19 protein-coding genes are annotated in these 19473 nt (G+C 71.4%); 8 read left to right on the top strand and 11 right to left on the bottom strand.

The window, feature by feature from the left end:
• The first annotated feature begins 94 nt into the window (after positions 1-94).
• Positions 95-1531 carry a nitroreductase family protein gene (locus ACFQS1_RS35620; protein WP_378976529.1) on the top strand — a complete coding sequence of 479 codons (1437 nt, stop codon included), beginning with the start codon at positions 95-97 and terminating at the stop codon, positions 1529-1531.
• Between the two features lie 17 nt (positions 1532-1548).
• Here the strand turns inward: ACFQS1_RS35620 and ACFQS1_RS35615 are convergent, their stop codons facing one another.
• The gene (locus ACFQS1_RS35615) at positions 1549-2211 is read right to left on the bottom strand and encodes a 4'-phosphopantetheinyl transferase family protein (RefSeq protein WP_378976527.1); all 663 of its coding nucleotides are present in this window, start codon (positions 2209-2211) and stop codon (positions 1549-1551) included.
• 220 nt (positions 2212-2431) lie between these two features.
• Between ACFQS1_RS35615 and ACFQS1_RS35610 the strand changes: the two genes are divergently transcribed.
• The gene (locus ACFQS1_RS35610; protein ID WP_378976525.1) at positions 2432-2932 is read left to right on the top strand and encodes a hypothetical protein; all 501 of its coding nucleotides are present in this window, start codon (positions 2432-2434) and stop codon (positions 2930-2932) included.
• 23 nt (positions 2933-2955) lie between these two features.
• Here ACFQS1_RS35610 and ACFQS1_RS35605 read toward each other — a convergent pair whose 3' ends face one another.
• Both ACFQS1_RS35605 and ACFQS1_RS35600 read right to left on the bottom strand, forming a co-directional pair.
• Positions 2956-3507 (bottom strand): MFS transporter, encoded by a 552-nt coding sequence (locus ACFQS1_RS35605; protein ID WP_378976523.1) that lies wholly within the window; start codon positions 3505-3507, stop codon positions 2956-2958.
• A gap of 13 nt (positions 3508-3520) precedes the next feature.
• Positions 3521-4723 (bottom strand): YcaO-like family protein, encoded by a 1203-nt coding sequence (locus ACFQS1_RS35600; protein WP_378976521.1) that lies wholly within the window; start codon positions 4721-4723, stop codon positions 3521-3523.
• 121 nt (positions 4724-4844) lie between these two features.
• Here ACFQS1_RS35600 and ACFQS1_RS35595 point away from each other — a divergent pair, with 121 nt between their 5' ends.
• On the top strand, positions 4845-5597 hold the full coding sequence (locus ACFQS1_RS35595; RefSeq protein ID WP_378976519.1) for a FadR/GntR family transcriptional regulator: 753 nt from the start codon (positions 4845-4847) through the stop codon (positions 5595-5597).
• Positions 5598-5637: 40 nt separating this feature from the next.
• Here the strand turns inward: ACFQS1_RS35595 and ACFQS1_RS35590 are convergent, their stop codons facing one another.
• The 6 genes from ACFQS1_RS35590 to ACFQS1_RS35565 form a co-directional block, all read right to left on the bottom strand.
• Positions 5638-6465: an amidohydrolase family protein gene (locus ACFQS1_RS35590; RefSeq protein WP_378976517.1), complete on the bottom strand. Its 828-nt coding sequence runs from the start codon at positions 6463-6465 to the stop codon at positions 5638-5640.
• On the bottom strand, positions 6462-7616 hold the full coding sequence (locus tag ACFQS1_RS35585; protein WP_378976515.1) for a mandelate racemase/muconate lactonizing enzyme family protein: 1155 nt from the start codon (positions 7614-7616) through the stop codon (positions 6462-6464). Before ACFQS1_RS35585 ends, ACFQS1_RS35590 begins: the two co-directional genes overlap by 4 nt.
• A gap of 8 nt (positions 7617-7624) precedes the next feature.
• Positions 7625-8524: a carbohydrate ABC transporter permease gene (locus ACFQS1_RS35580; protein ID WP_378976513.1), complete on the bottom strand. Its 900-nt coding sequence runs from the start codon at positions 8522-8524 to the stop codon at positions 7625-7627.
• A 3-nt stretch (positions 8525-8527) separates the two neighbouring features.
• A complete protein-coding gene (locus tag ACFQS1_RS35575) occupies positions 8528-9460 on the bottom strand; it encodes a carbohydrate ABC transporter permease (RefSeq protein WP_378976511.1) in 933 nt (310 codons plus the stop codon).
• On the bottom strand, positions 9457-10812 hold the full coding sequence (locus tag ACFQS1_RS35570; RefSeq protein ID WP_378976509.1) for an ABC transporter substrate-binding protein: 1356 nt from the start codon (positions 10810-10812) through the stop codon (positions 9457-9459). The genes ACFQS1_RS35575 and ACFQS1_RS35570 overlap by 4 nt, the downstream gene beginning before the upstream one ends.
• 110 nt (positions 10813-10922) lie before the next feature.
• Positions 10923-13304, bottom strand: coding sequence for an RICIN domain-containing protein (locus ACFQS1_RS35565; RefSeq protein WP_378976507.1), 2382 nt, complete (start codon positions 13302-13304; stop codon positions 10923-10925).
• Between the two features lie 512 nt (positions 13305-13816).
• Here ACFQS1_RS35565 and ACFQS1_RS35560 point away from each other — a divergent pair.
• The 3 genes from ACFQS1_RS35560 to ACFQS1_RS35550 all read left to right on the top strand — a co-directional run bounded on the left by ACFQS1_RS35560 (position 13817) and on the right by ACFQS1_RS35550 (position 17590).
• Entirely contained in the window at positions 13817-15037 is a 1221-nt protein-coding gene (locus ACFQS1_RS35560) for a pectate lyase (protein ID WP_378976505.1), read from the top strand.
• Between the two features lie 453 nt (positions 15038-15490).
• Positions 15491-15943 (top strand): SPW repeat protein, encoded by a 453-nt coding sequence (locus ACFQS1_RS35555; protein WP_378976503.1) that lies wholly within the window; start codon positions 15491-15493, stop codon positions 15941-15943.
• Positions 15944-16135: 192 nt separating this feature from the next.
• Entirely contained in the window at positions 16136-17590 is a 1455-nt protein-coding gene (locus tag ACFQS1_RS35550; protein WP_378976501.1) for a SigB/SigF/SigG family RNA polymerase sigma factor, read from the top strand.
• 59 nt (positions 17591-17649) lie between these two features.
• Here the strand turns inward: ACFQS1_RS35550 and ACFQS1_RS35545 are convergent, their stop codons facing one another.
• Entirely contained in the window at positions 17650-18168 is a 519-nt protein-coding gene (locus tag ACFQS1_RS35545; protein WP_378976499.1) for a hypothetical protein, read from the bottom strand.
• An 80-nt stretch (positions 18169-18248) separates the two neighbouring features.
• Positions 18249-18536 carry an adhesin gene (locus ACFQS1_RS35540; protein ID WP_378976497.1) on the bottom strand — a complete coding sequence of 96 codons (288 nt, stop codon included), beginning with the start codon at positions 18534-18536 and terminating at the stop codon, positions 18249-18251.
• 212 nt (positions 18537-18748) lie between these two features.
• On the opposite strand from ACFQS1_RS35540, the gene ACFQS1_RS35535 reads away from it, so the two are divergent.
• A complete protein-coding gene (locus ACFQS1_RS35535) occupies positions 18749-19036 on the top strand; it encodes a hypothetical protein (RefSeq protein ID WP_378976495.1) in 288 nt (95 codons plus the stop codon).
• Positions 19037-19165: 129 nt separating this feature from the next.
• The gene (locus ACFQS1_RS35530; protein WP_378976493.1) at positions 19166-19453 is read left to right on the top strand and encodes a hypothetical protein; all 288 of its coding nucleotides are present in this window, start codon (positions 19166-19168) and stop codon (positions 19451-19453) included.
• Positions 19454-19473: the final 20 nt, after the last annotated feature.

Raw genomic sequence — 19473 nt, 5'->3', positions numbered from 1 at the left:
TGGTCCCGCATCGTCGCGCCGGTCCAGGTGGCGGGGCTGATCCACCTTGGTTATCCAGGGGCGCCCGACGCCCGGCACCTCTAAAGTCAGCGCGGTGGAGACACCGACCCAGCTTCTGCACAGGCTGACTTCCTACGAGCCGGGACGGGAGTGGGACGACGTCATCTCCGACCCGCGCCTGGTCCTGGATCTGCAGCCCAACGACTTCGATCGCTTTCCCTGGTTCTACAAGCGGTACCGCGACGACCTGCCGCGCGTGGAGTTGCCGCGCGATCTGCCGTCCACCGAGCCCTCGACGATCGAGGTGCTGGCCGGCACCGCGAAGGTGGGTGGCGGCGACCTTGACCTGCCGCATCTTGCGCGGCTGCTGTACCTGTCGGCCGGCGTCGTGCGTACGTCTCAACGCCGCAACGGGATCACGCACCTGTTCCGCGCGGCCGGCTCGGCCGGGGGGCGTTTTCCGCTCGAGGTCTACGTGCTGATCCCGGCGGACGTTCCGGGGCTTCCGGGCGGCGTGCACTGGTACGACCCGGCCGTGCACGCGCTGGTGCGGGTGGCGCCGGCGCCGGGCGGCGGCGATGTGGCGATGGTGGTCACCGGCGTGCCGTGGCGGACCGGCTGGCGGTACCGCGAGCGCGGCTACCGGCACATCTACTGGGACGCGGGCACGATGCTGGCGCAGACGCTGGCCCTGGCGCACTCCGCGGGGATCCCGGCGCGGCTCTACACCACGTTCCCCGATCGGGCGGTCACCGAGCTGGTCGGCGCGGACGGCGTACACGAATGGCCGGTCGCCGTGGTCGGGCTCGGGCCGCGGCAGCCCGCGCTGACGCCGGCCGGGCCCGCGGTCGGCGGCGAGGTCGACGGCGATCCGCTGGAGTTTCCGCTGGAAACGGCCGCGCAGCGGGCCGGTGACACGACCGTGCTGGGTGCGCCGTGGGCGGAGGGCGACTCGGTCGACGTGCCGGACGCCGGGGGCGCGCCGGTGGAGACGGTGGTGCTCACCCGCGGCTCCCAGCGGCGGATGGACCCGGCTCGCGGGGTGCCGAACGAAGTTCTCACCATCGGGATGCGGGTGGCCGTACGGGGAATCGAGCTGCCGCAGTTCGTGGCCGTGCACGACGTCGAAGGGGTGGCGCCGGGGGTGTACCGGTGGCCCGATCTCGATACCCCCATTCACGCCGGCAACCAGCGCGACGAGCTCTACCGGGTGAGCCTGGAACAGGGGCTGAGCCGGGACGCGGCGTTCGTGGTGATCACCGCGGCCGAGGTGGCGAACCTGGACGACCGCGGGTACCGGGCCGCGCAACTGGCGGCCGGGCTGGTGGAGGGGCGGTTGCACCTCCTCGCGTACGCGATGGGGGTGAGCGCGACCGGAATGACCTTCCTCGACAGCGAGATCCCGGCCTTGCTCGGCGCGCCGCTGGACGCCCTGATCTTCACGTGCGTGGGTGTGCCGGAGTACCGGGCCACGCCGGGCGGGCCGCCGGGCGCGCCGGCCGACGTACGCCCGATGCGGCACCGGGATTGACCAAGCCCCGCGACCGGTCAGGAACTGCCGACGGTGACCGCGGTGACGACGAGGTCCCGGTCGATCAGGTACGTGCCATGCAGCCGGGTCAGCGGCGGACCGCCGTCGACCCGGCTGCCGTCGACGCGCAGGTCGCCGGTGAAGGTGCCGTGCCCGGCCGCGATGTCCAGCCGGACGTCCTCGAATCCGAGCCAGCGGCCGCACAGCGGGTACCAGGCTTTGTAGATCGACTCCTTGGCGCTGAACAGCAGCCGATCCCAGTGCACGGCGGGCTCGGAGCGCGCCAGCTCGGCGAGGGCGGCTCGCTCGCCGGCGCCGGCCACGACGTCCACGACGCCGTCCGGGAGCGGCGCGTGCGGCTCGGCGTCGATGCCGAGGCCGGCGAGGTCGGACCGGGGCGCGACGGCCGCCGCCCGGTAGCCGGCGCAGTGGGTGATGCTGCCGACGACGCCGGGCGGCCATTGCGGGTCGCGGCGGGCGCCGGGCCGGATCGGGACCGGCGGGTGGCCGAGACGTACGAGCGCTTCGCGGGCGCAGCGCCGGGCAGTGACGAACTCCCGGCGCCGGACCGCCACCGCGTTGGCGACCAGGTCCTCCTCGCCGGGGAACACCGGCTCGCCGGGCACGTCGCCGAACGCCTCGACGCAGGCGACGGCCGGGGGAAGCAGCTTTTCGATCACAGCTGCGCCGGGAAGATCGGTCGCGCACGCGGATGTGGCGTCACGGTGACGATCGTGCCATCACCGAGCCGAGTCACACCAGCCCCAAGAAGACCGGAAACCCCTTGTGCCACAACGGTTTTCGGCGCTGACCGACCCGGTGAGGTTCCCGGCCGTATGGGCCATTACGCAGGGTCACCGGCCCCGGGTAGAAAGTCGTCCGGAGCCGATGATCAACCCCGTGAGGACGACGATGCGCAAAATTCTGCTTACCGCTGCCGCTGCCGTGACCGCGTTCGCCGCGATGCCGGCGATCGGCGCCCAGGCCGCCACCAAGGTCGAGTCGGTGCTCGGCACCGGCACCCTCGGCCAGTTCGGCTCCCCGACCGCCTACCTCGCGGCGGCCGGCAACCAGCGCGGCCAGCTCGGCGCGTTCACCATCACCTACCCGGACGGCACCTACGCCACCGGCATGTCGAGCTGTCTCGTGGTCGACGGCAAGACCGCGTACCTGACCGGCAAGATCCTGCTCTCCGGCGGCCCGCGCCGCGACACCAACAGCTGGCAGCGCGGCAAGTACGTGATCATCGGTGTCCAGGACAACGGCGACGGCACCGTCGTGGCGGACAAGCTGAACTTCTCGACCGGCACCGCCGCGAACCCGGGCTGCGGCCCGGACCCGGCCGCCACCCCCGACTTCTTCATCGTGAAGGGCAACTACCGGGTCACCGACGCCGGCTGACGCCGGTGCGGCGGGCGACGCGCTCAGTCGGTCGGCAGGCGCAAGCCGCGTACGGGTGAGGCCACGGCGAGCGCCAGGCCGATCGCCGCGGGCACGGCCAGCAACAGATAGGCGGCCCGGACGCCGTACGCGCCGGCGGCCAGGCCACCAGCGCCACCCCGAACGCCCCGGTCCCGGCCAGGGCGCCCACCGCCAGCTCGAAGGTCGCCAGGGAGGCCGAAGCCGGCGATCGTCAGCGTGCGGATGACCGGCGTGCCCCAGACGTAGCGCAGGCCTTCGCCGATCTCCGGCCACATCCGGCGGCCGGTGGCGGCCATGTCGAGGTCGGTCTTCAGGCCGGCGAGCAGAGCGGCCGAGATCAGGTAGGTGAGGGCGTCCACGGCGAGAACGGCCGACGGGTCGGCCAGCGCGGCCAGCAGGCCGGCGCCCGCCGGTGCGGCGATCTCGATGACGATCTCGGTCGACCAGACGACGCTGTTGGCTCTGGCCAGGCGCGGCTTGCCGACGATCCGGAAGAACGCGCCCCAGGCCGCGGCGTCGAACCAGCAGAACCCACAACCGACGCCGAACGGCATGTCGTTCCTCTCCTCAGAAGGAACGTGCCGCCGCCGTGGTCGGCGACGGCCACAGGTGCCGGCCGCGGCCGGTCGGCAGGACCGGGTCGCCGTGCCGCACCAGGCTGAAGCGCTCCAGGCCGGGAGCGACGGTGCTGGTCACCGCGATGAGCGAGCCGGACGGCGCGATGTCCGCGGCGTGATGGGCGATCCCCCGAGCGCCGAGCGCGCGTACGACCGTGGCCAGCCCGCCCTCGGCCGAGTCGTCGCCGAGGTCGGGCCGCAGCGGCACCGCGCGCATCCGCAGCCCGGCGAGCGGCAGCCGGACGCATCGTTCCAGCGCCGGCCACGCGGCCAGCTTCGCCGCCGCCCGTGCCTCGCGGGCGGCCGGCTGCCCGCAGGACTGGATGAGCTCGTCGACGGCGCGCTCGGCGGCGTCGCTCGCCCAGGCCGAGGCGCCGACGCCGATCCGGGTGCTCCGCGGGCCGCGGCTGACCGCCACGTACACCGGCACGCCGAGGTCGGTCGTCACGTCCAGCAGGTGCACCGGGGCCCGGGCGGCCCGCTCGGCCGCGGCGAGGCGCCGGGCCGGCCCGCCGGTCAGCGCCGACGCCGGCACCTCGTCGGCGGCCGGGTCGCCGGCCACGTACCACCGCAGCAGCGCATGGCTGAAGCCGTCGTGCTCGATCAGCTCGCAGAGCCCGTGATAGGTCGCCTCGGCCACCGTGCTGCCGGCCGCCGTGCCCAGGCTCGACGAGTAGCGCAACAGCCCACGGTAGGGGCGCACGTCGTCGCCGGTCACCGGCCACCGGAAATACCGCGGGTCGGTGAGGAACACCGGATAGAAGACCGGCCCACCGTACGTGGCGCAGGCCGCCACCGCCGACGGGAACTCGAGCGCCCAGCGCCGTACCACCAGATCGGCGCGGAGCGTCGGCTGCGCGGCCACCTCCCGCGCGCTCAGCAGCACCGGGCCGTCCGGCTCCCAGCGCCGGTTGCCGGGCGCGGACATGAGGTACCGCTCGAGCGCCTCGAACCAGGCGCTGGCCACGCCCTGATCGCCCGCGCCCTTGCCCCAGCCGTCGGCGACGGCCGCGCCGTCGCGGGCGAGCGTGACCTGGGTGACCGGAGCGTGCCGCGGACCGGACGCGCCTTCCGCGGCCGTCAGTCCCAGCCGTTCGACCTCGGCCTTCGCGGTTTCGAGGGCGCGCCGCGGCGGCACGGATCGAAACGGCATCGTCCCTCCCCCGTGGAGGACGTCGGCAAGGGAGCCGAATTTGGCATTGCCGTGCACGGATGTCAATGCCGGCGCGCGTGACCGCCGGGACCCGCCGGGATCGATCGGTAAGGTACCAGCCATGACGGCCCCTTCCGACGCGTTCAAGCTCCCGCCCCGGCGGCGGGCCGAGCGGCTGAGCGTCGCTGTCGTGACCGAGCTGGTCGAGCTGATCGTCACCGGGCAGCTGGCCGAGGGCGAGCTGCTGCCGCCCGAGGGACCGCTCAGCGACCACTTCGGCGTGAGCCGCACGGTGATCCGCGAGTCGGCCAAGCGGCTCGAGGAGAAGGGGCTGCTGATCGTCAGCCAAGGCCGGGGGACGCAGGTGGCGCGGTCCGGGTCGTGGAACATGCTGGACCCGGTCGTGCTCTCCGCGCTCATCGACAACGACGAGACGCTCGGGGTGCTGGACGAGCTGACCGTCGTGCGGGGGAACCTCGAGTCCGCCATGGCCGGGGCGGTGGCCGCCGGCCGGACGGCCGAGGAGCTGGCCCGCATCGAGCAGGCGCTGCAGGTGATGCGGCAGAGCCAGCACGAGAGCGATTCCTTCAACGAGGCGGACGTGGTCTTCCACCTCACGGTGATGGAGCTCTCCGGCAACCGCCTGGCCGAGAACATCACCAAGCGGCTGTACCGGCGCGCGCTGGAGAGCACGCGCTATCACGGGATGCAGTACGAGGGCGCGTTCAGCTCGACGCTCGACCAGCACGCGACGATCGTCGACGCGATCGCCCGGCAGGACGTCGCCGCGGCGGAACAGGCGATGCGCGACCACATCATCGGTTCCTGGCAGCGACGCCGGTTCGCGCCGGCCCGGGACGAGACCGGGTCCTAGCCGGCCGGGAGCGGCGAACCCCGACGGGACGAGGCGGCCGTCATCGGCCGAGCCGGTAGGCGACCGAGGCGGTGGCGGAGAGGATCGCCGTGCGCTCGGCCGGGCTCAGCTCGGCGATCAGCGTGCCGGCCGTGGCCCGCCAGGCGGCGGCGCCCACGCCCAGTTCGGCGAGCGGCCAGTCCGAGCCGTACATGAGCCGGTACGGGCCGAAGGTCTCGAGCGCGACGTCCACCGCCCGGCGCAGGCCGTCCGGATCCCGGTGCGCGAGCCCGGCCAGGCCGGAGAGCTTCGCCCAGGTGTTGGGCAAGCGCGACAGATCGCGCAGATTTCCCGCCCACGCCTCGGTGTCGTCCGCGTCGGCGATCCCGCCGAGGTGGTCGACGACGAACCGGACGTCGGCCCGTGCCCCGGCCAGCGACGTGGCCAGCGGCAGCTGCCACCACCGCAGGACCAGGTCGAACGCCAGCCCGCGCGACCCGAGGTGGCCGATGCCGGCCTGGACGGCGGTGCGGGCCAGCCATCCGGGATCCGGGTCGAGGTGCACCAGATGCCGGACACTGACGAGCGGCCGGGACGCCCCGGCCTCGAGCTCGTCGAGCTGGCGTGCCGGGTCGGCGGTGAGATCGATCCAGCCGACCACCCCGGCGATGCGCGGCGCCGGGTGAGCCAGCAGGCGCCGGGTCTCCCCGGCGCTGTTGCTCGACTGGACGACCACGGCGGCGTCCATTCCGGTCGCGTCCAGCATCCGTTCCAGGTCGCCGGGACCGAAGTCGCGGTCGAGCGCCGGCATCGTCGCCGGATCGATCCACGGTTGCGGATCGGCCGACCGGTCCCAGAGGTGGACGTGGCTGTCCAGTGTGGCCGTCACGGCAGATCGCGTGCCGCGTCGGGGACCAGGCGCAGGCCGGCGCGGCGGGGGCGGACGTGCGGGCCGTCGTCGTGCGCGGGCGGATCGGCGGCCCGGACCGCCTCGATGTGCTCCTCGTCGACCCGGATGCCGATGCCCGGCTCGTCGCCGAGCACGATTCCCCCGTCGTCGTACTCCTGATCCACCCGGAGGCCGATCGGCGACGTGAGGCCCTGCACCTCGAAGGTCAGATGATTGGGTACGGCCGCCGCGGCGTGCGCCACCGGGTTGGTGTGGTAGGCCACCGGGCTGACCGGCAGGTCGTGGCTGTGCGCCACCGCGGCCACCCGGAGGAAGTGGGTGATGCCCCAGACGTTGCCCACCTGCACCACGTCGACCGCGTCGGCGTCCAGCAACGGCCGGTACTGCTCGAGGCCGGTGAGGTTCTCGCCGGTCGCGACGGCGGCGCGGATGCCCCGGCGGACGGAGGCGAGCCCCGCGGCGTCCCACCGGCGCACCGGCTCCTCGATCCAGGTGAGATCGAGCTTGCGCTCGAGGGCCGCCACATATCGTACGGCCTGCGAGCGGTTCCAGGACTCGTTGGCGTCGAACATCAGCGCGGGGTGGGCCGAGTTGCGGCCCAGCACGTCGCGCAGGATGCCGAGCCGGCGCAGGTCGTGCTCGAGCTCGCGGCCGCCCTTGAGCTTGCCGGCGCTGAACCCGCGCGCGGCGAATTCCTGGTAGAGGCGGGCGAGCCCGTCGTCGTCGAGCGCGATGTCGAGGCCGGAGGCATAGCCGGGCACGAACCGGTCGAGGGCGCCGAGCGTACGCCACAGGGGCTCGCCCGCGACCTTCGCCTTGAGATCCCACAACGCGGTGTCGATCGCGCCGATCGCGCCGAAGGCCGATCCGGCGTGCCCGGTCTTGAAGACCCGGGCGAGCATCCGGTCGTAGAGGGCCGACACCGCCCGCGGATCCTGCCCCTCCACCGCGTCGAAGACCTTGCCGATGTCGCCGTGCGGTCCGATGCCGACGCCGTCGATGCCCTCGTCGGTTTCCAGGATCAGCACGTGCACCTCGGTACGCGGCCGCGGCATCACCCCGTTGGCGTCGCCGATGAGCCGCCCCCAGTCGTGCTCGGTCGTCAGACTGCGGTATCCGGTGACCTTCATGTTGCTCCTTACTCCTTCGTGCCGCCCGCCGTCATGCCGGCGACGAGGAAGCGCTGCGCGAAGAGAAAGACGATCAGCACCGGCAGCACCGAGATCACCGTCGCCAGCGCGAGGGTGGGCAGCTGCACCGATTGCATCCCGGCGGAACTGGGGTTGAACGCCGGCGTGGACGCGAGCAGCGAGGTGAGTCCCACCTGGATCGGGTAACCGTCGCTGGCGGGCAGCATCACGAACGGCAGGAAGAAGTTGTTCCAGCTCTGCACGAAGCTGAAGAACGCGACCAGGGCGACGATCGGGGCGGCCAGCGGCAGGGCCACCCGGGTGAACACCTGCAGCTCCGAACATCCGTCGATCCGGGCGGCGGCGAGCAGGTCGCGCGGGATGCTGGTGGCGAAATAGATGTACGCGAGGTAGACGCCGAACGGGAAGAACGACATCGGCAGGATCACCGACAGCGGGCTGCCGATCAGGCCGACGGCGTTCAGCTCCAGGAAGATCGGCAGGACCAGCGCGGTGTTCGGGATCAGCATCACGATCAACGTGACGATCAGCAGCAGCCGCCGGAACCGGAACCGGGTCAGGGCCAGCGCGTAGCCCGCCGGGATGCCGGCGACCAGGGTGATCGCGAGCGCGCCCACCGCGTACAGCGCCGAATTGGCCACCCAGGTGGTGACCGCGCCGTCCTGGAAGGCGAAGAGCTGATGCCAGTTGGCCCGCAGGTCGCCCAGCCCGCCCGGGGCGAACGGGTGGCGCACGATCAGGCCCCGGGCCGACTTCGTCGTCGCCAGCAGCAGCCAGACGATCGGGATGGCGAAGAAAAGCACAAAGATCGCAAGGACGAGGGCGACGATCGTACGGCCGCTCCAGCCGCCGAGACCGATCTGCCGGCCGCGGGTTGCTGACGTCATGACTCAGTCCGTCTCGAACAGGCCGCCACGCAGGACGAAGACCGCCGAGAGCGCGAGGGCGATGACCAGCAGCAGCAACGAGATGGCGGCCGCGCCGTTGAAGTCGTTCTGCTGGAACGCGTATTGGTAGGCCAGCTGGTTGAGCGAGTAGTCGTTGGGCACGACCGCGTTGCTCGCCTGCGACAGCAGTTGCGGCTCGACGAACAGCTGGGTGCCGGCGGCGAGCGACATGATCCCCAGGTACGAGATCCACTTGCGCAGCATCGGCAGCTGGATGCGCCAGGCGATCTGCAGCGGCCCGGCGCCGTCGATGCGGGCGGCCTCGATCACCTCGGCGCTGATGTTGTTGAGCGCGCCGTACATGATCACGATCCAGCCGCCGGCGCCGGTCCAGAACGCGATGATCGCGAAGATCGGTGGCAGGTGGGCGGGCACGATGACCTGGACGAAGCTGGACAGGCCCAGCAACCGCAGCAGGCCGCCGACCGGGCTGGCCGTCGGGTCCAGCAGGAACAGCCAGAGCAGCACGCTGGACGCGCCGGCCAGCGCCCCGGGCAGATAGAAGATCAGCCGGAGGCTGCTGCCGAGCCAGCGCAGCCGGATGGCGTGCACCGCGATCGCCAGCACGGTCACCAGCACGATCAGCGCGATCAGCCAGATCACCAGGAAGTACGCGACGTGGCCGACGGCCGGCCCGAAGCGGAAGTCCCCGACGACCTTGCCGAAGTTGGCCAGCCCGGCGAAGCCGCCGTCCGCGTCGGTGAAGGCGAGATACAGCGCGTACAGGGCGGGCAGGATCCCGAAGGCGACGGTCAGGGCCGCGTACAGGGCGATGAAGCCGTAGCTCGTCGCGCTCCGGCCGCCGGTCGGCCACCGCCGGTCCGGCCGGCGACGCGCGGGCGCCGCCGGCCGTGCCGCCTGTTCCACCGCCGTCATTGGACCGTGTAGCCGTTGACCTGGGCCTGATTCTTGATCGCCGTCTCCCACTCGGGAAGCATGGCGACCAGGCTCTTGCCGTCGGCGATGGCCGGCGTCATGGTCTTGGCCCAGATCGCCTCCTGGCTGAAGATCCCGGAGCCCCAGCCGTCCCAGATCTCGGTGCCGGCCTTGGCGATCGCCTGCAGGTCGGTCGCGTAGTAGCCGCTCGACTCCTGCTTCTTGACCCACTTGTCGGCGGCGGCCGCGAAGGCCGGATACCCGGGGGCGAGCTCGACCTGGTAGTCGTCGGCGGTGGTGACGAACTCGGCGAACTTCGCCGCCGCCTTGAGATTCGTGGAATGGCTGCTGATGAACCAGGTTCCGCCGCCCACGTTGCCGGTCACCGCGGTGTCACCCTGCCAGGCGGGCGGGGCCGCGACGCCGAGCTGGCCCTTGGGCACGTTGAGCGACTGCGGGTTGTTGAAGATGGCGCCGGCGTACCAGGCCGGGCCGGGCATGACGAGAACCTTGCCGGAGTACGTCTTGACGAACTCGGGCGTGAAGACGCTGACGTTGGGCGTGGTGCCGTTCTTGATCAGCGTGTCGAGCATGGCCGCGGCTCGCTTGCACTCCGCCGTGCCGGTGTCGACCGTGACGGTGGTCGGGCCGGTGATCCCGTTCGCCTGGCACTTGCTGCCCCAGAAGAAGACCTCCGGGGTCCACGCGTCGCCGACCGTGCCGACGATGTAGCCGGGGTGCTCCCGCGCCACCTGCTCGCCGAGCGCCTGGTACTCCTCCCAGGTCGCCGGGGGCGCGTAGCCGAACTTGGCGAGCAGGGTCTTGTTGTACCAGAGCACCACCTGGGCGAGGTCGTTGCGCAGGCAGTAGACCTTGCCGTCCACGGTGCACGGGTCGAGCGAGCCGGGGGTGAAGCCGTCCAGCGTGGCCTGCGGGACCAGGCCGTCGCCGAGCACGGCCGCGAACGCCTGCTTGCCGCCGGACTTCTGGCTCGCCCACGCGGCGTCGTTGTTCTGGGTCGAGAACACGACATCCGGCCAGCCGCTGCCGGCCCGGTCGAAGAGCTGCATCTTGGTGCGGAACGAGTTGGATCCGTTGGCCGAGCCGTCGTAGGTGACCACCTTGATCGGTACGCCGGGGTTGGCCTTCTTGAAGGCGTCCGCCGCGCCCGAGCGGTCGGCGTCCACCCACACCGTGATCTCGGCCTGGTCATCCTGAGCGACCTGCGGGAAGCCGTAGGAACCGGCTGTGGAGCCGCCGTCGTTGCCGCCGCCGCAGGCGGCCAGCGCCGCCGCGAGGGCCATCACCGCGGCGCCGCCGATTACGCGTGAAGCCCGTGCGATTCCACCCATGTTGAGGTCCTTTGCCGGAGACCGTTGGTGACGGGAGTTCATCGCACCGAAATATAAGAGCATACGTATTATGTTTCAAGACCTGGCGGCTCGCGGGATCAAGCGGGCTTTCAGGGGGTCGCTCTCCACTGCTGGTTGGCGCCGCCGTGGCAGGTCCAGAGGTTGATCTTGGTGCCGTTCCCGGTCCCGTTGCCGACCGCGTCGAGGCACAGTCCGGACTGGACGCCGGTCACCGTCCCGTTGGCGTTGAGGTTCCACTGCTGATTGGCCTGGGTGGAGCAGTCCCAGACGATGACCTGGGTGCCGTTGGCGGTGCCCTGCCCGGACGCGTCGAGGCACTTGTTCCCGTACACCCGCAGTTGTTTGCCGTTGGTGTAGGTCCACTGCTGGTTCGTCCCGCCGTGGCAGTCCCACAACTGGGTCTGGACGCCGTTGGCGCCGGTGCCGGCGTCGAGGCAGCGACCGGACTGGACCCCGATGATCGGCCGGGCCTGCTCCTGGCCGCCACCGCTCTGCGGACCGGCGGCCGACATCACCGCCTGCGCGCCCGAGGGCCAGTTGCCGTTGGTCACCGTCGCGTTGCCCGACACGACGTTGCCCCGATCGCCGTTGGTGACGTTCGTGCTGCCGTTGGTCGACCAGTTGCCGGTGACGGTGAAGTTGCCCATGTTCTCGGCGAAGTAGTAGTTGGCGGTCGCCCAGGTCCCGGTGGCCGAGAAGACGTTGGTGCGGGCGGTGTAGTAGCGGGAGCCCTCGTCGAAGTAGAGCCCGAACCAGCCGTTGGTTCGCAGGCAGTAGTTGTCGCTGATCAGCGCTCCCGGGTTGGCCGACAGCGTGTAGATGCACCCGCCGTCGGTCATCTGCTGCATGACGTCGTGCACGTAGTTGCCGACCAGCTGGTTGTTGCTCGCGGTGGTGGCGGTCGAGTAGCGCGGCTGGTAGTTGTACAACCCGCGGTCGGCGTAGTGGTTGCTGCCGCCGGCGTCGTTGGAGCCCCACCCGTACCCGATCGACATGCCGGTGTACGGCAGGTTGTAGACCTCGTTGTGCGCGACGGTGCTGTTGGTGACGTACGTGGTCAGCACCGACACGATGCCGCGGTGCTCGAGCCCGAGGTCGTGCACGCGGTTGTTGGTGATGGTGATGTCCCGGTTGACCATGCGGGCGTCGCTCGGGTGGTGGGCGTCGGCCCGGACGCCGCCGACGACGATGCCGCCGGCCACGTCCCGGGCGATCTCGGACCGGGTGACCGTGATGCTGCTGGCGCCCAGTCCGACCCCGCTGCCGTGGGCGTTGGCGTCGTTGCCGATCCCGATCGCGGTCTGCCCGAGGTTGACGAACTGGGAATCGGTGAAGGTGACGTTGTTGGCGGCCGAGACCTGGACGGCGGCCGGGGATTGCGACCAGTTCGGGCGGGTGGCCTCGAACTGGGTGCAGCCCTCGTGGCAGGAGCCGAAGCTCGGCCAGCTCCAGTTGCCGGCGATGTAGGCGCCGGTCTGCTGGTCGGCGTACCCCTGGCTGGAGCTCGGCCCGAGCCAGCTGGTGCCGGTGAAGGTGATGCCGCTGAAGGTGATGTGGTGGGCGGGCGCGTCGTAGGTGCCGCCGACCTGGACCAGCGACTGAAGCGTCGGCAACTCGACCCGGACGGTGCTCATGTTCTGCCCGGCCAGCGGGATGTACGACAGCGCGCCGGTGCCGGGATCGAGGTACCACTCCCCCGGGGCGTCCAGGAACTCGTACGCGTTGGTCAGGTACAGCGGACCGGCCCGGTGCGGCTGGGCGAACGTGTCGTACCCGAAGTTGTTGTTGCTCCAGCCCGGCTGCTGCATGGTGATCAGGTTGCCGCTGATCCGCTGCACCGACGCGTACCGGTCGGTGAAGGAGCCGACGCTCTCCACCTGGATCCGGCTCTGGTTCGCGAGGTTGTTGAGGTAGCTCAACGCGCCGTTGGTGAATCGCAGGCCGGTGCTGTCGGCGCTGAAGTCGGACCGGTTGACCTGGGTGCGCGCCCGGGTGGCGACGGCGCCGTCCACGTAGAGCTGGCGGCTGTCGATCCCGGCGCCGACGTTCGCCCGCCAGATGTTGCGGCCGGCGTCGGCGAGCGACCACCCGGTGACCGCGCGGGCGCCGCTGAGCACGGGATGCGCCGACGGCGCCGCCTGCCACACCACCCGATAGCCGTTGCGCCCGGAGTCGGCGGCGGTCAGCCGCAGCGGCGCGGACTGCCGGTAGATCCCGTCGGCCAGCTGGATCACCAGGTCGGCGGACATCGAGCCGGTCAGCGACCGCGCGGCGGCCTGCGCCTGCGCCAGCGCACACGGCGCGGCGGCGGTGCAGCTCGTGCCGGCGCCGGTCGGGGCGGCGTAGAGGGTGGTGTCGGCGGCGAGAGCCGGGCCGGCCTGGGCGGTCAGCGAGCTCGCGAGGGCCAGGGCGGCGGCCGCGGCGATGGTCAGTATCCGCCGGGGCGCGGCGGGACGTGACGGCTGGGACACCGGGGCCTCCTACATGAGGTTCATCGACGGGCCGCTATGGGTGCTGGTGAAGTTAACGTTCACGAAACGATGCCGTCAAACGGCCGGCCTCGATGAAGGCGAGGCGCGCGGCGCGGCGGCGCACCGTCCGGGAGGGAACGGCACGGCTCGGCTCGGCCGGGGCCGAGTCGGCGGCACCTCGGTCACTACCAGGCCATATGGTGCCGCCGCGAGGCTTCGCCGCGGGGTGGACGCACGACTTGGCGAGGAGTCTGGTGGGACGATCGGCGTAACAGCTTTTCAGCGGCCAAGGGCAGGGATTTGTTGGCCCATCGCGGAAAAATGCCCCGCTCCTTGATGCGAAGGGTGTTAGCGCTAACAGCGTCAAGCGCCATCGGGCCGACCGCAGCGCTCACGCCGCAAATCGGGCATCCGCTTGCTCACGTATCGATCGGGCTCTATCCTCGCAGGAAAGCGCTTACCTGTGGCCAGTCCACCCACGCCACGGCGCTCTCGACTACGAGGTGACACAGATGAAGAGGCCAATCGCGCTCCGATGGGTCGCTGGAGGAGCCACCGCAGTCGCCGCAGCCGCCATCACGCTGATGCTGCCGGTGTCCTCCGCTTCGGCCGCCGACAACCTGAGCCTCAGCGGCGGCGCCGACGGCTCCAGCAAGGCCAGCGGCACCAGCTACGGCAACGTCAAGGACGGCAACACCAGCACGTACTGGTCGCCGAACGGCGCCACCGGCTACGTCTCGGTCAAATGGGGCAGTGCCGTGACGGTCTCGTCCGCCGTCATCAGGCAGGCCTCCGGCGGCGGCTCGATCAACGCCTGGCGGCTGTACAACTACGACAACGGCAACACCCTGGCCAGCGGCAGCGGCAGCCCGAGCACCATCTCCTTCGCCTCGACCTCGCTGCGGAAGCTCACGTTCGAGATCACCAGCGCGTCCAGCGCGCCGCGGATCGCCGAGTTCGAGACCTACGGCGGCGGCTCGACGCCGACCACCGGCCCGACGACCGGCCCGACCACCAGCCCGACGACCGGCCCGACCACCGGCCCGACCGGCAACCCCGGCACTCCGACCGGCTCGTGGCCGTCCTCGGCCGGTTCGGTGTCCGTCTCCGGCACGATCTCCGTCTCCGGGACCTTCGACGGCGGCATGCGGACCTACTGCTGCATCGGGGACGGCTCGCAGAGCGAGTCCCAGGACCCGATGTTCGAGATCGCCAACGGCGGCACCCTGCAGAACGTCATCATCGGCTCCCCGGCCGGCGACGGCGTGCACTGCAAGGGCACCTGCACCATCCGGAACGTGTGGTGGAACGACATCGGCGAGGACGCCGCGACCTTCCTGCAGACCAACGGCGGCACCAGTTACGTCATCGGCGGCGGCGCTCGGTCGGGCAGCGACAAGACGTTCCAGCACAACGGCAACGGCACCGTCAACATCTCCGGCTTCTACCTCAGCAACGCCGGCAAGCTCTACCGCGCCTGCGGCAACTGCACCAACTCGTACCAGCGCCACGTCGTGGTCGACAACGTCCTGCTGACCGGCGTCAAGACCGTCGTCGGCATCAACACCAACTGGGGCGACACCGCCACCCTCACCCGCGTCACGGTGAACTCCGGCGCGGTGGTCTGCGGCATGTACAAGGGCGTCGCCAAGGGCAGCGAACCGACCTACCTCGGCGAGGGCTGGAACACCAGCAACTGCAGGGTCAACCGGAGCGACGTCACGTACCGGTGAGCCGCACGTCTTCGGGGGCGCTCACCGCACGGTGGGCGCCCCTGCCGACGCAACTGGTGGCATGTTCCCCGCTGTCGGTCCGGGCGCGCTGGGCGACAATGGTGGCGTCGGCCGGAACCGGGAATCCTGCAAGCGCCGCCGCCGGATCGCGAACCGGGACGCCGGGCCCAGGAAGGCAGCACCCGGCGGGCGCCCTCGGCCGGCGGGACCTCCGGTGGGCCGCCGTTGGATCTTGATAACTCGCGGTTCGATTCGAACGTCAGATCCCCAGGGCTAGCCGCTCGCGATCGCCTCGTGCCGGAAATAACGCGATATAGCCAGGCACTTGCGCGATGGGACGGCGCCGGCGGCCGGCGGCCGCCGGAGAGCAAAACACACACTCTGCCGCGTGTTATCGCCCGCACCGGGAGGGTAGGCGCGGTTTCCACCCTTCTTGTGTTGGAGGTGACATTCATGTCAGAGACAACCCGATTCCCGATGGCAGATCATCCCGATCTCGTGGAGCTGCGCGAACGCTACGAACGGGTGTCCGCGAGCGGTCCGGCCGTCGTCACCGACGGCCTGGTCCTGCTGGCCGGGCTCTGGCTGGCTATCTCGCCCTGGGTGATCCATTTCAACGGCACCGACCCCGCCATCACGGCCAACAACCTGATCATCGGCCTGGCGGTCGCGGTGCTCGCGCTCGGGCTGACGCTCCTGCCTCAGCGCATGGTGCGGTTGAGCTGGACCACCGCGATCCTCGGCGTGTGGGTGGCGGTCTCCCAGTGGGTCATCCACCAGTCCGGCACCGCCGCCGGGATCTGGGTCAACAACCTGATCACCGGCGTCATCATCGCCGTCCTCAGCGTCGTGGCCGGGGCGATCCTGATGGGCGGCTCCCGGACGACGGCGAAGCGCGGCCGGTAGGCAGTCCCGATGGCGGGTGCCGCGGCATCCGCCATCGCCGTGATCGGACACAGATCACTGCCGGCCCGGGTTTGGACCGTCCCGGGCCGGGGATCCACGAGTGGAACCGGGCGTCACGGCCGGGCCGACAGCGCGTCCGCGACCGGCACCGACGCCGCGCTCGCCCGCGCCAGGCCGTCCTCGGAGAGCACAATGACACTTCAGCAGGAAACGCCCGACCGGGTCGACCGGGTCGAGGCAGCGACCATGGCACTGTTCGCCCGGATGTACGCCCCCGGCACCGGACCTGGAGAACGCCGGCGCCTGCGGGAGGAGATCATCTCCAGCAACCTTCCGCTGGCCACCCGGCTGACCCGCCGCTACCGGCACCGCGGGCAGGACGACGACGTGCTGGCGCAGGTCGCCGCGCTGGCGCTGGTCAAGGCCGTCGACGGCTTCGATCCGGGACGCGGCAAACCGTTCTTCGGCTACCTCATCCCGACCGTGACCGGGGAGCTCAAGCGGCACTTCCGCGACAAGGGCTGGCGCGTGCACGTCGGCCGCCACCTGCAGGAGCGATGCCTGGAGCTGGGCCACGTCCGCGCCGAGCTGGGCCAGACCCTGCGGCGCCCGCCGACGATCGCCGAGCTCGCCCAGGCCCTGGGCGGCACCGAGGACGAGGTCCTGGAGGCCTGGATGGCGGCGAGCGCCTACGACGTCGACTCGCTCAACGCCCGGGTGTCCGACGCCGACGACGCCGCGGAGCTGCAGGACCTGATGGGGCAGGAGGACGCCGACTTGGCCGGCGCGTGCGACCGCCTCGCGCTGCGCGACCTGCTCCGCCGGCTTCCCGAACTGGAGCAGTACGTCGTCACCCGCTACTTCTTCGGCGACGCCACCCAGGAACAGATCGCCCAGTCGCTCGGCGTATCCCAGATGCACGTCTCCCGCCTGCTGCGGCGCACCCTCCAGGCGCTGCACCGGCAGCTCGACGGCGACGAGACCGGTCCGGCGCCGGCCACCACGGCACAGGTCACCGCCAGCACCACGTCGGGCCGTACGGTCGTCGCCGTGGCCGGTGACCTCGACCAGGCGTCGGCCGCGCGGCTGCGCGACAAGCTGGTCGACACCGCCGTGCGGACCCGGCCCCGGCTCCTCGTCGTCGACCTGACCCGGGCCGGCCACGCCGACGGCGCCACCGTGCGCGCCCTGGTCGACGGCCACCGGGCCACCGGGCACAGCGGCACCGCGTACATGGTGATCGGCGTCCCGCCCGCGCTGTTCGAGCGCCTCCGACGGCTCGGGGTCACCCGGCTGTTCCCCTGCCGGCCCGCCCACCAGGCCGCGGCGGCGCCGGTCGTCGCCGCCGAGCCCGTCGCCGAGCCGCTCATCCCGACGATCGGCCCGCGCGAGGAGCACGAACTGCCGCCGCCACCCGTACCGGACCCCGGCAGTGACAACGGCCGGGATCCTCGACCGCGGCGAACCGTGCGGACCGCCCGCGGCCCTCGCCGGGCCGTCGCGCGCGGCGACCCTGACCGGTACCGGGGCCGCGGTGCTCGCCGGGAGCGGCCGTTGGCCCGGAAGCCGGGCATGATCCGATCCGGCCGGCATCCCCACCGGAAGCGCCGCCACCCGGACCGCCCACCACCGGCAAGATCACCCTGACCCGCGGCCGTCGTACCTAAAACCGTGGCACCGGAAAGGGTGGCGGGCCGTCTGTTCGGTCAGTGAGACCAACGCCTGGTAGGCGGCCCGGGATGAGCCACGTCGACGTAGAACGAGCCGAGCGTGATGCCGATCCGGAACGGCAGGCGCGTCCCGCCCGCCACGGTGACCGTGGTCAGGACGCGGCCGTTGTCCGGCGGCGCGCGATGGACCGCGGCGATCGCCGGGAGCCCGCAATCGATGGCGCCCGGACCGGCGGCCCGGACATGCTCCAGCCGGATCGTCAGCTCGTACCCGGCGGCCGCGGCCGGGGTGTAGGAGACGCGGGAGCCCGGCAGCGGCCCGTCGAAGGCGATCACGATGCGATCGAAGCCCGCGCGCTCCTGGACGTCCATCCCGGTGAGCCGCGCCGGAGCGGCGCGCGTGGCGGCGCCGACCGCGCCGCGCACCGCGGTTCGCCACTCCGGCCCGTCAACCGTCTCGTCCCGGCCGGTCCCGCCGCATCCCGCCATGCCCGCGATCAGCACAAGGACGAGGAGCAGGCCGGCGCGGGCCGATCTCGCCGCTGCCCGGAACATGCGCGAAACCTACGCGGATTTTCCCGCCGTGACGGCACAGTCATGTGTCGATCGTGTGACGCGCCGGGCCGGCATTGTCCCTACTGCTGCGGCGAATCGAGGACGAACTGCACTCGGCCGGCGTCGTCCTCGCGGACGTCCATCGTCCTCTCCTCGAGCAGCTCCCCCGCCCCCTCGGCGATGAAGAGCTGAGCGTCGGCGCCCGCGTCGTACACGGTGTCGCCCGGCTCGGGGGCCGGCGACACCGCGATGTGCAGCGAGCCCCGGTCGGCGTCCGCCGCGATCCGAAGGCCGGCGCCCTGCGGCACGCCGGACCGGCCGATGATGGTACGGATCGCCATGGTGGCGTTGTCCGAGACGGTGAACACAGCGATTCTCCTTGGCTGGGGTGCTGGTCGTCGGGCCCCAATTTCGTCGCCCGATGTGGAGGGCGGCACGCTGCCGCGTGACAATCTCGTGACGATGGCGGGCCGTCCGCGTACGGATCGTCACGGGATCGTCATGGCGCGGTGGGCCCGCCTACACATCCCATGGCCAGATTGGGCGCCACCAAGGCCCGCCTCTTGCTGGGAGAATCACCATGTTCACGGTTTCCGACAACGCCACCGCGGCCATCCGCCACATCGTTACGGGGCCCGGGGTGCCGGACGGAGCCGGTCTGCGCATCGCCCCGAACGAGGATCGCAGTGCGCTGAGTATCGCGGTGGCGCCGTTGCCGCGGCGGGGCGACACCGTGTTCCAGGCGGCCAGCGACGCTCCGCTGTTCATCGCCGAGGGCGCCGGCGAACTGCTCGGCGACAAAGTCATCGACGCCCGCACCGAGGAGGACGGCACCACGCGATTCCTGCTCGGCGACGGTCCCCGCTGAGAATTGCCGTCGGCGGACGGCGGCCGGGCTGTCATCGAATCTTCACGGCGTGGCCGGAGGACCTCCACATCACCGAGCGACGTTGGGAAAAGGAGATCGAAGCTGGTTCCGATACGTCAGGAGGTAGAGATGCTCACCATCTCCAACGCCGCTTCGGACACCATTCACGAGATGCTGCGGGTTCCCGGTGTTCCGCCGGAGGGCGGCGTGCGCCTTCAGTGCACGCCGGATCATCGGCAATTGAGCATCCTGCTGGTGCCGGCGCCCTGCGCCGGGGACATGCGGTACGACGCCGGCGACGGCGCCTCCCTCTATGTGGCCGCGGAGGTCGCCGACCGGGTCCGCGACAAGACCTTCGACGCACGGCGCAACGACGCCGGATGCATGCAGTTCGTGCTGGACCGGGCCGAGCGCTGAGGCGTCACCCGCCCGCCGGC

The sequence above is a fragment of the Paractinoplanes rhizophilus genome, assembly GCF_042664765.1.
In the GTDB taxonomy this organism is placed as follows: domain Bacteria; phylum Actinomycetota; class Actinomycetes; order Mycobacteriales; family Micromonosporaceae; genus Actinoplanes; species Actinoplanes rhizophilus.
The sequence above is the reverse complement of the archived record's forward strand: the minus strand, read 5'-3'. Positions and strand labels throughout refer to the sequence as shown.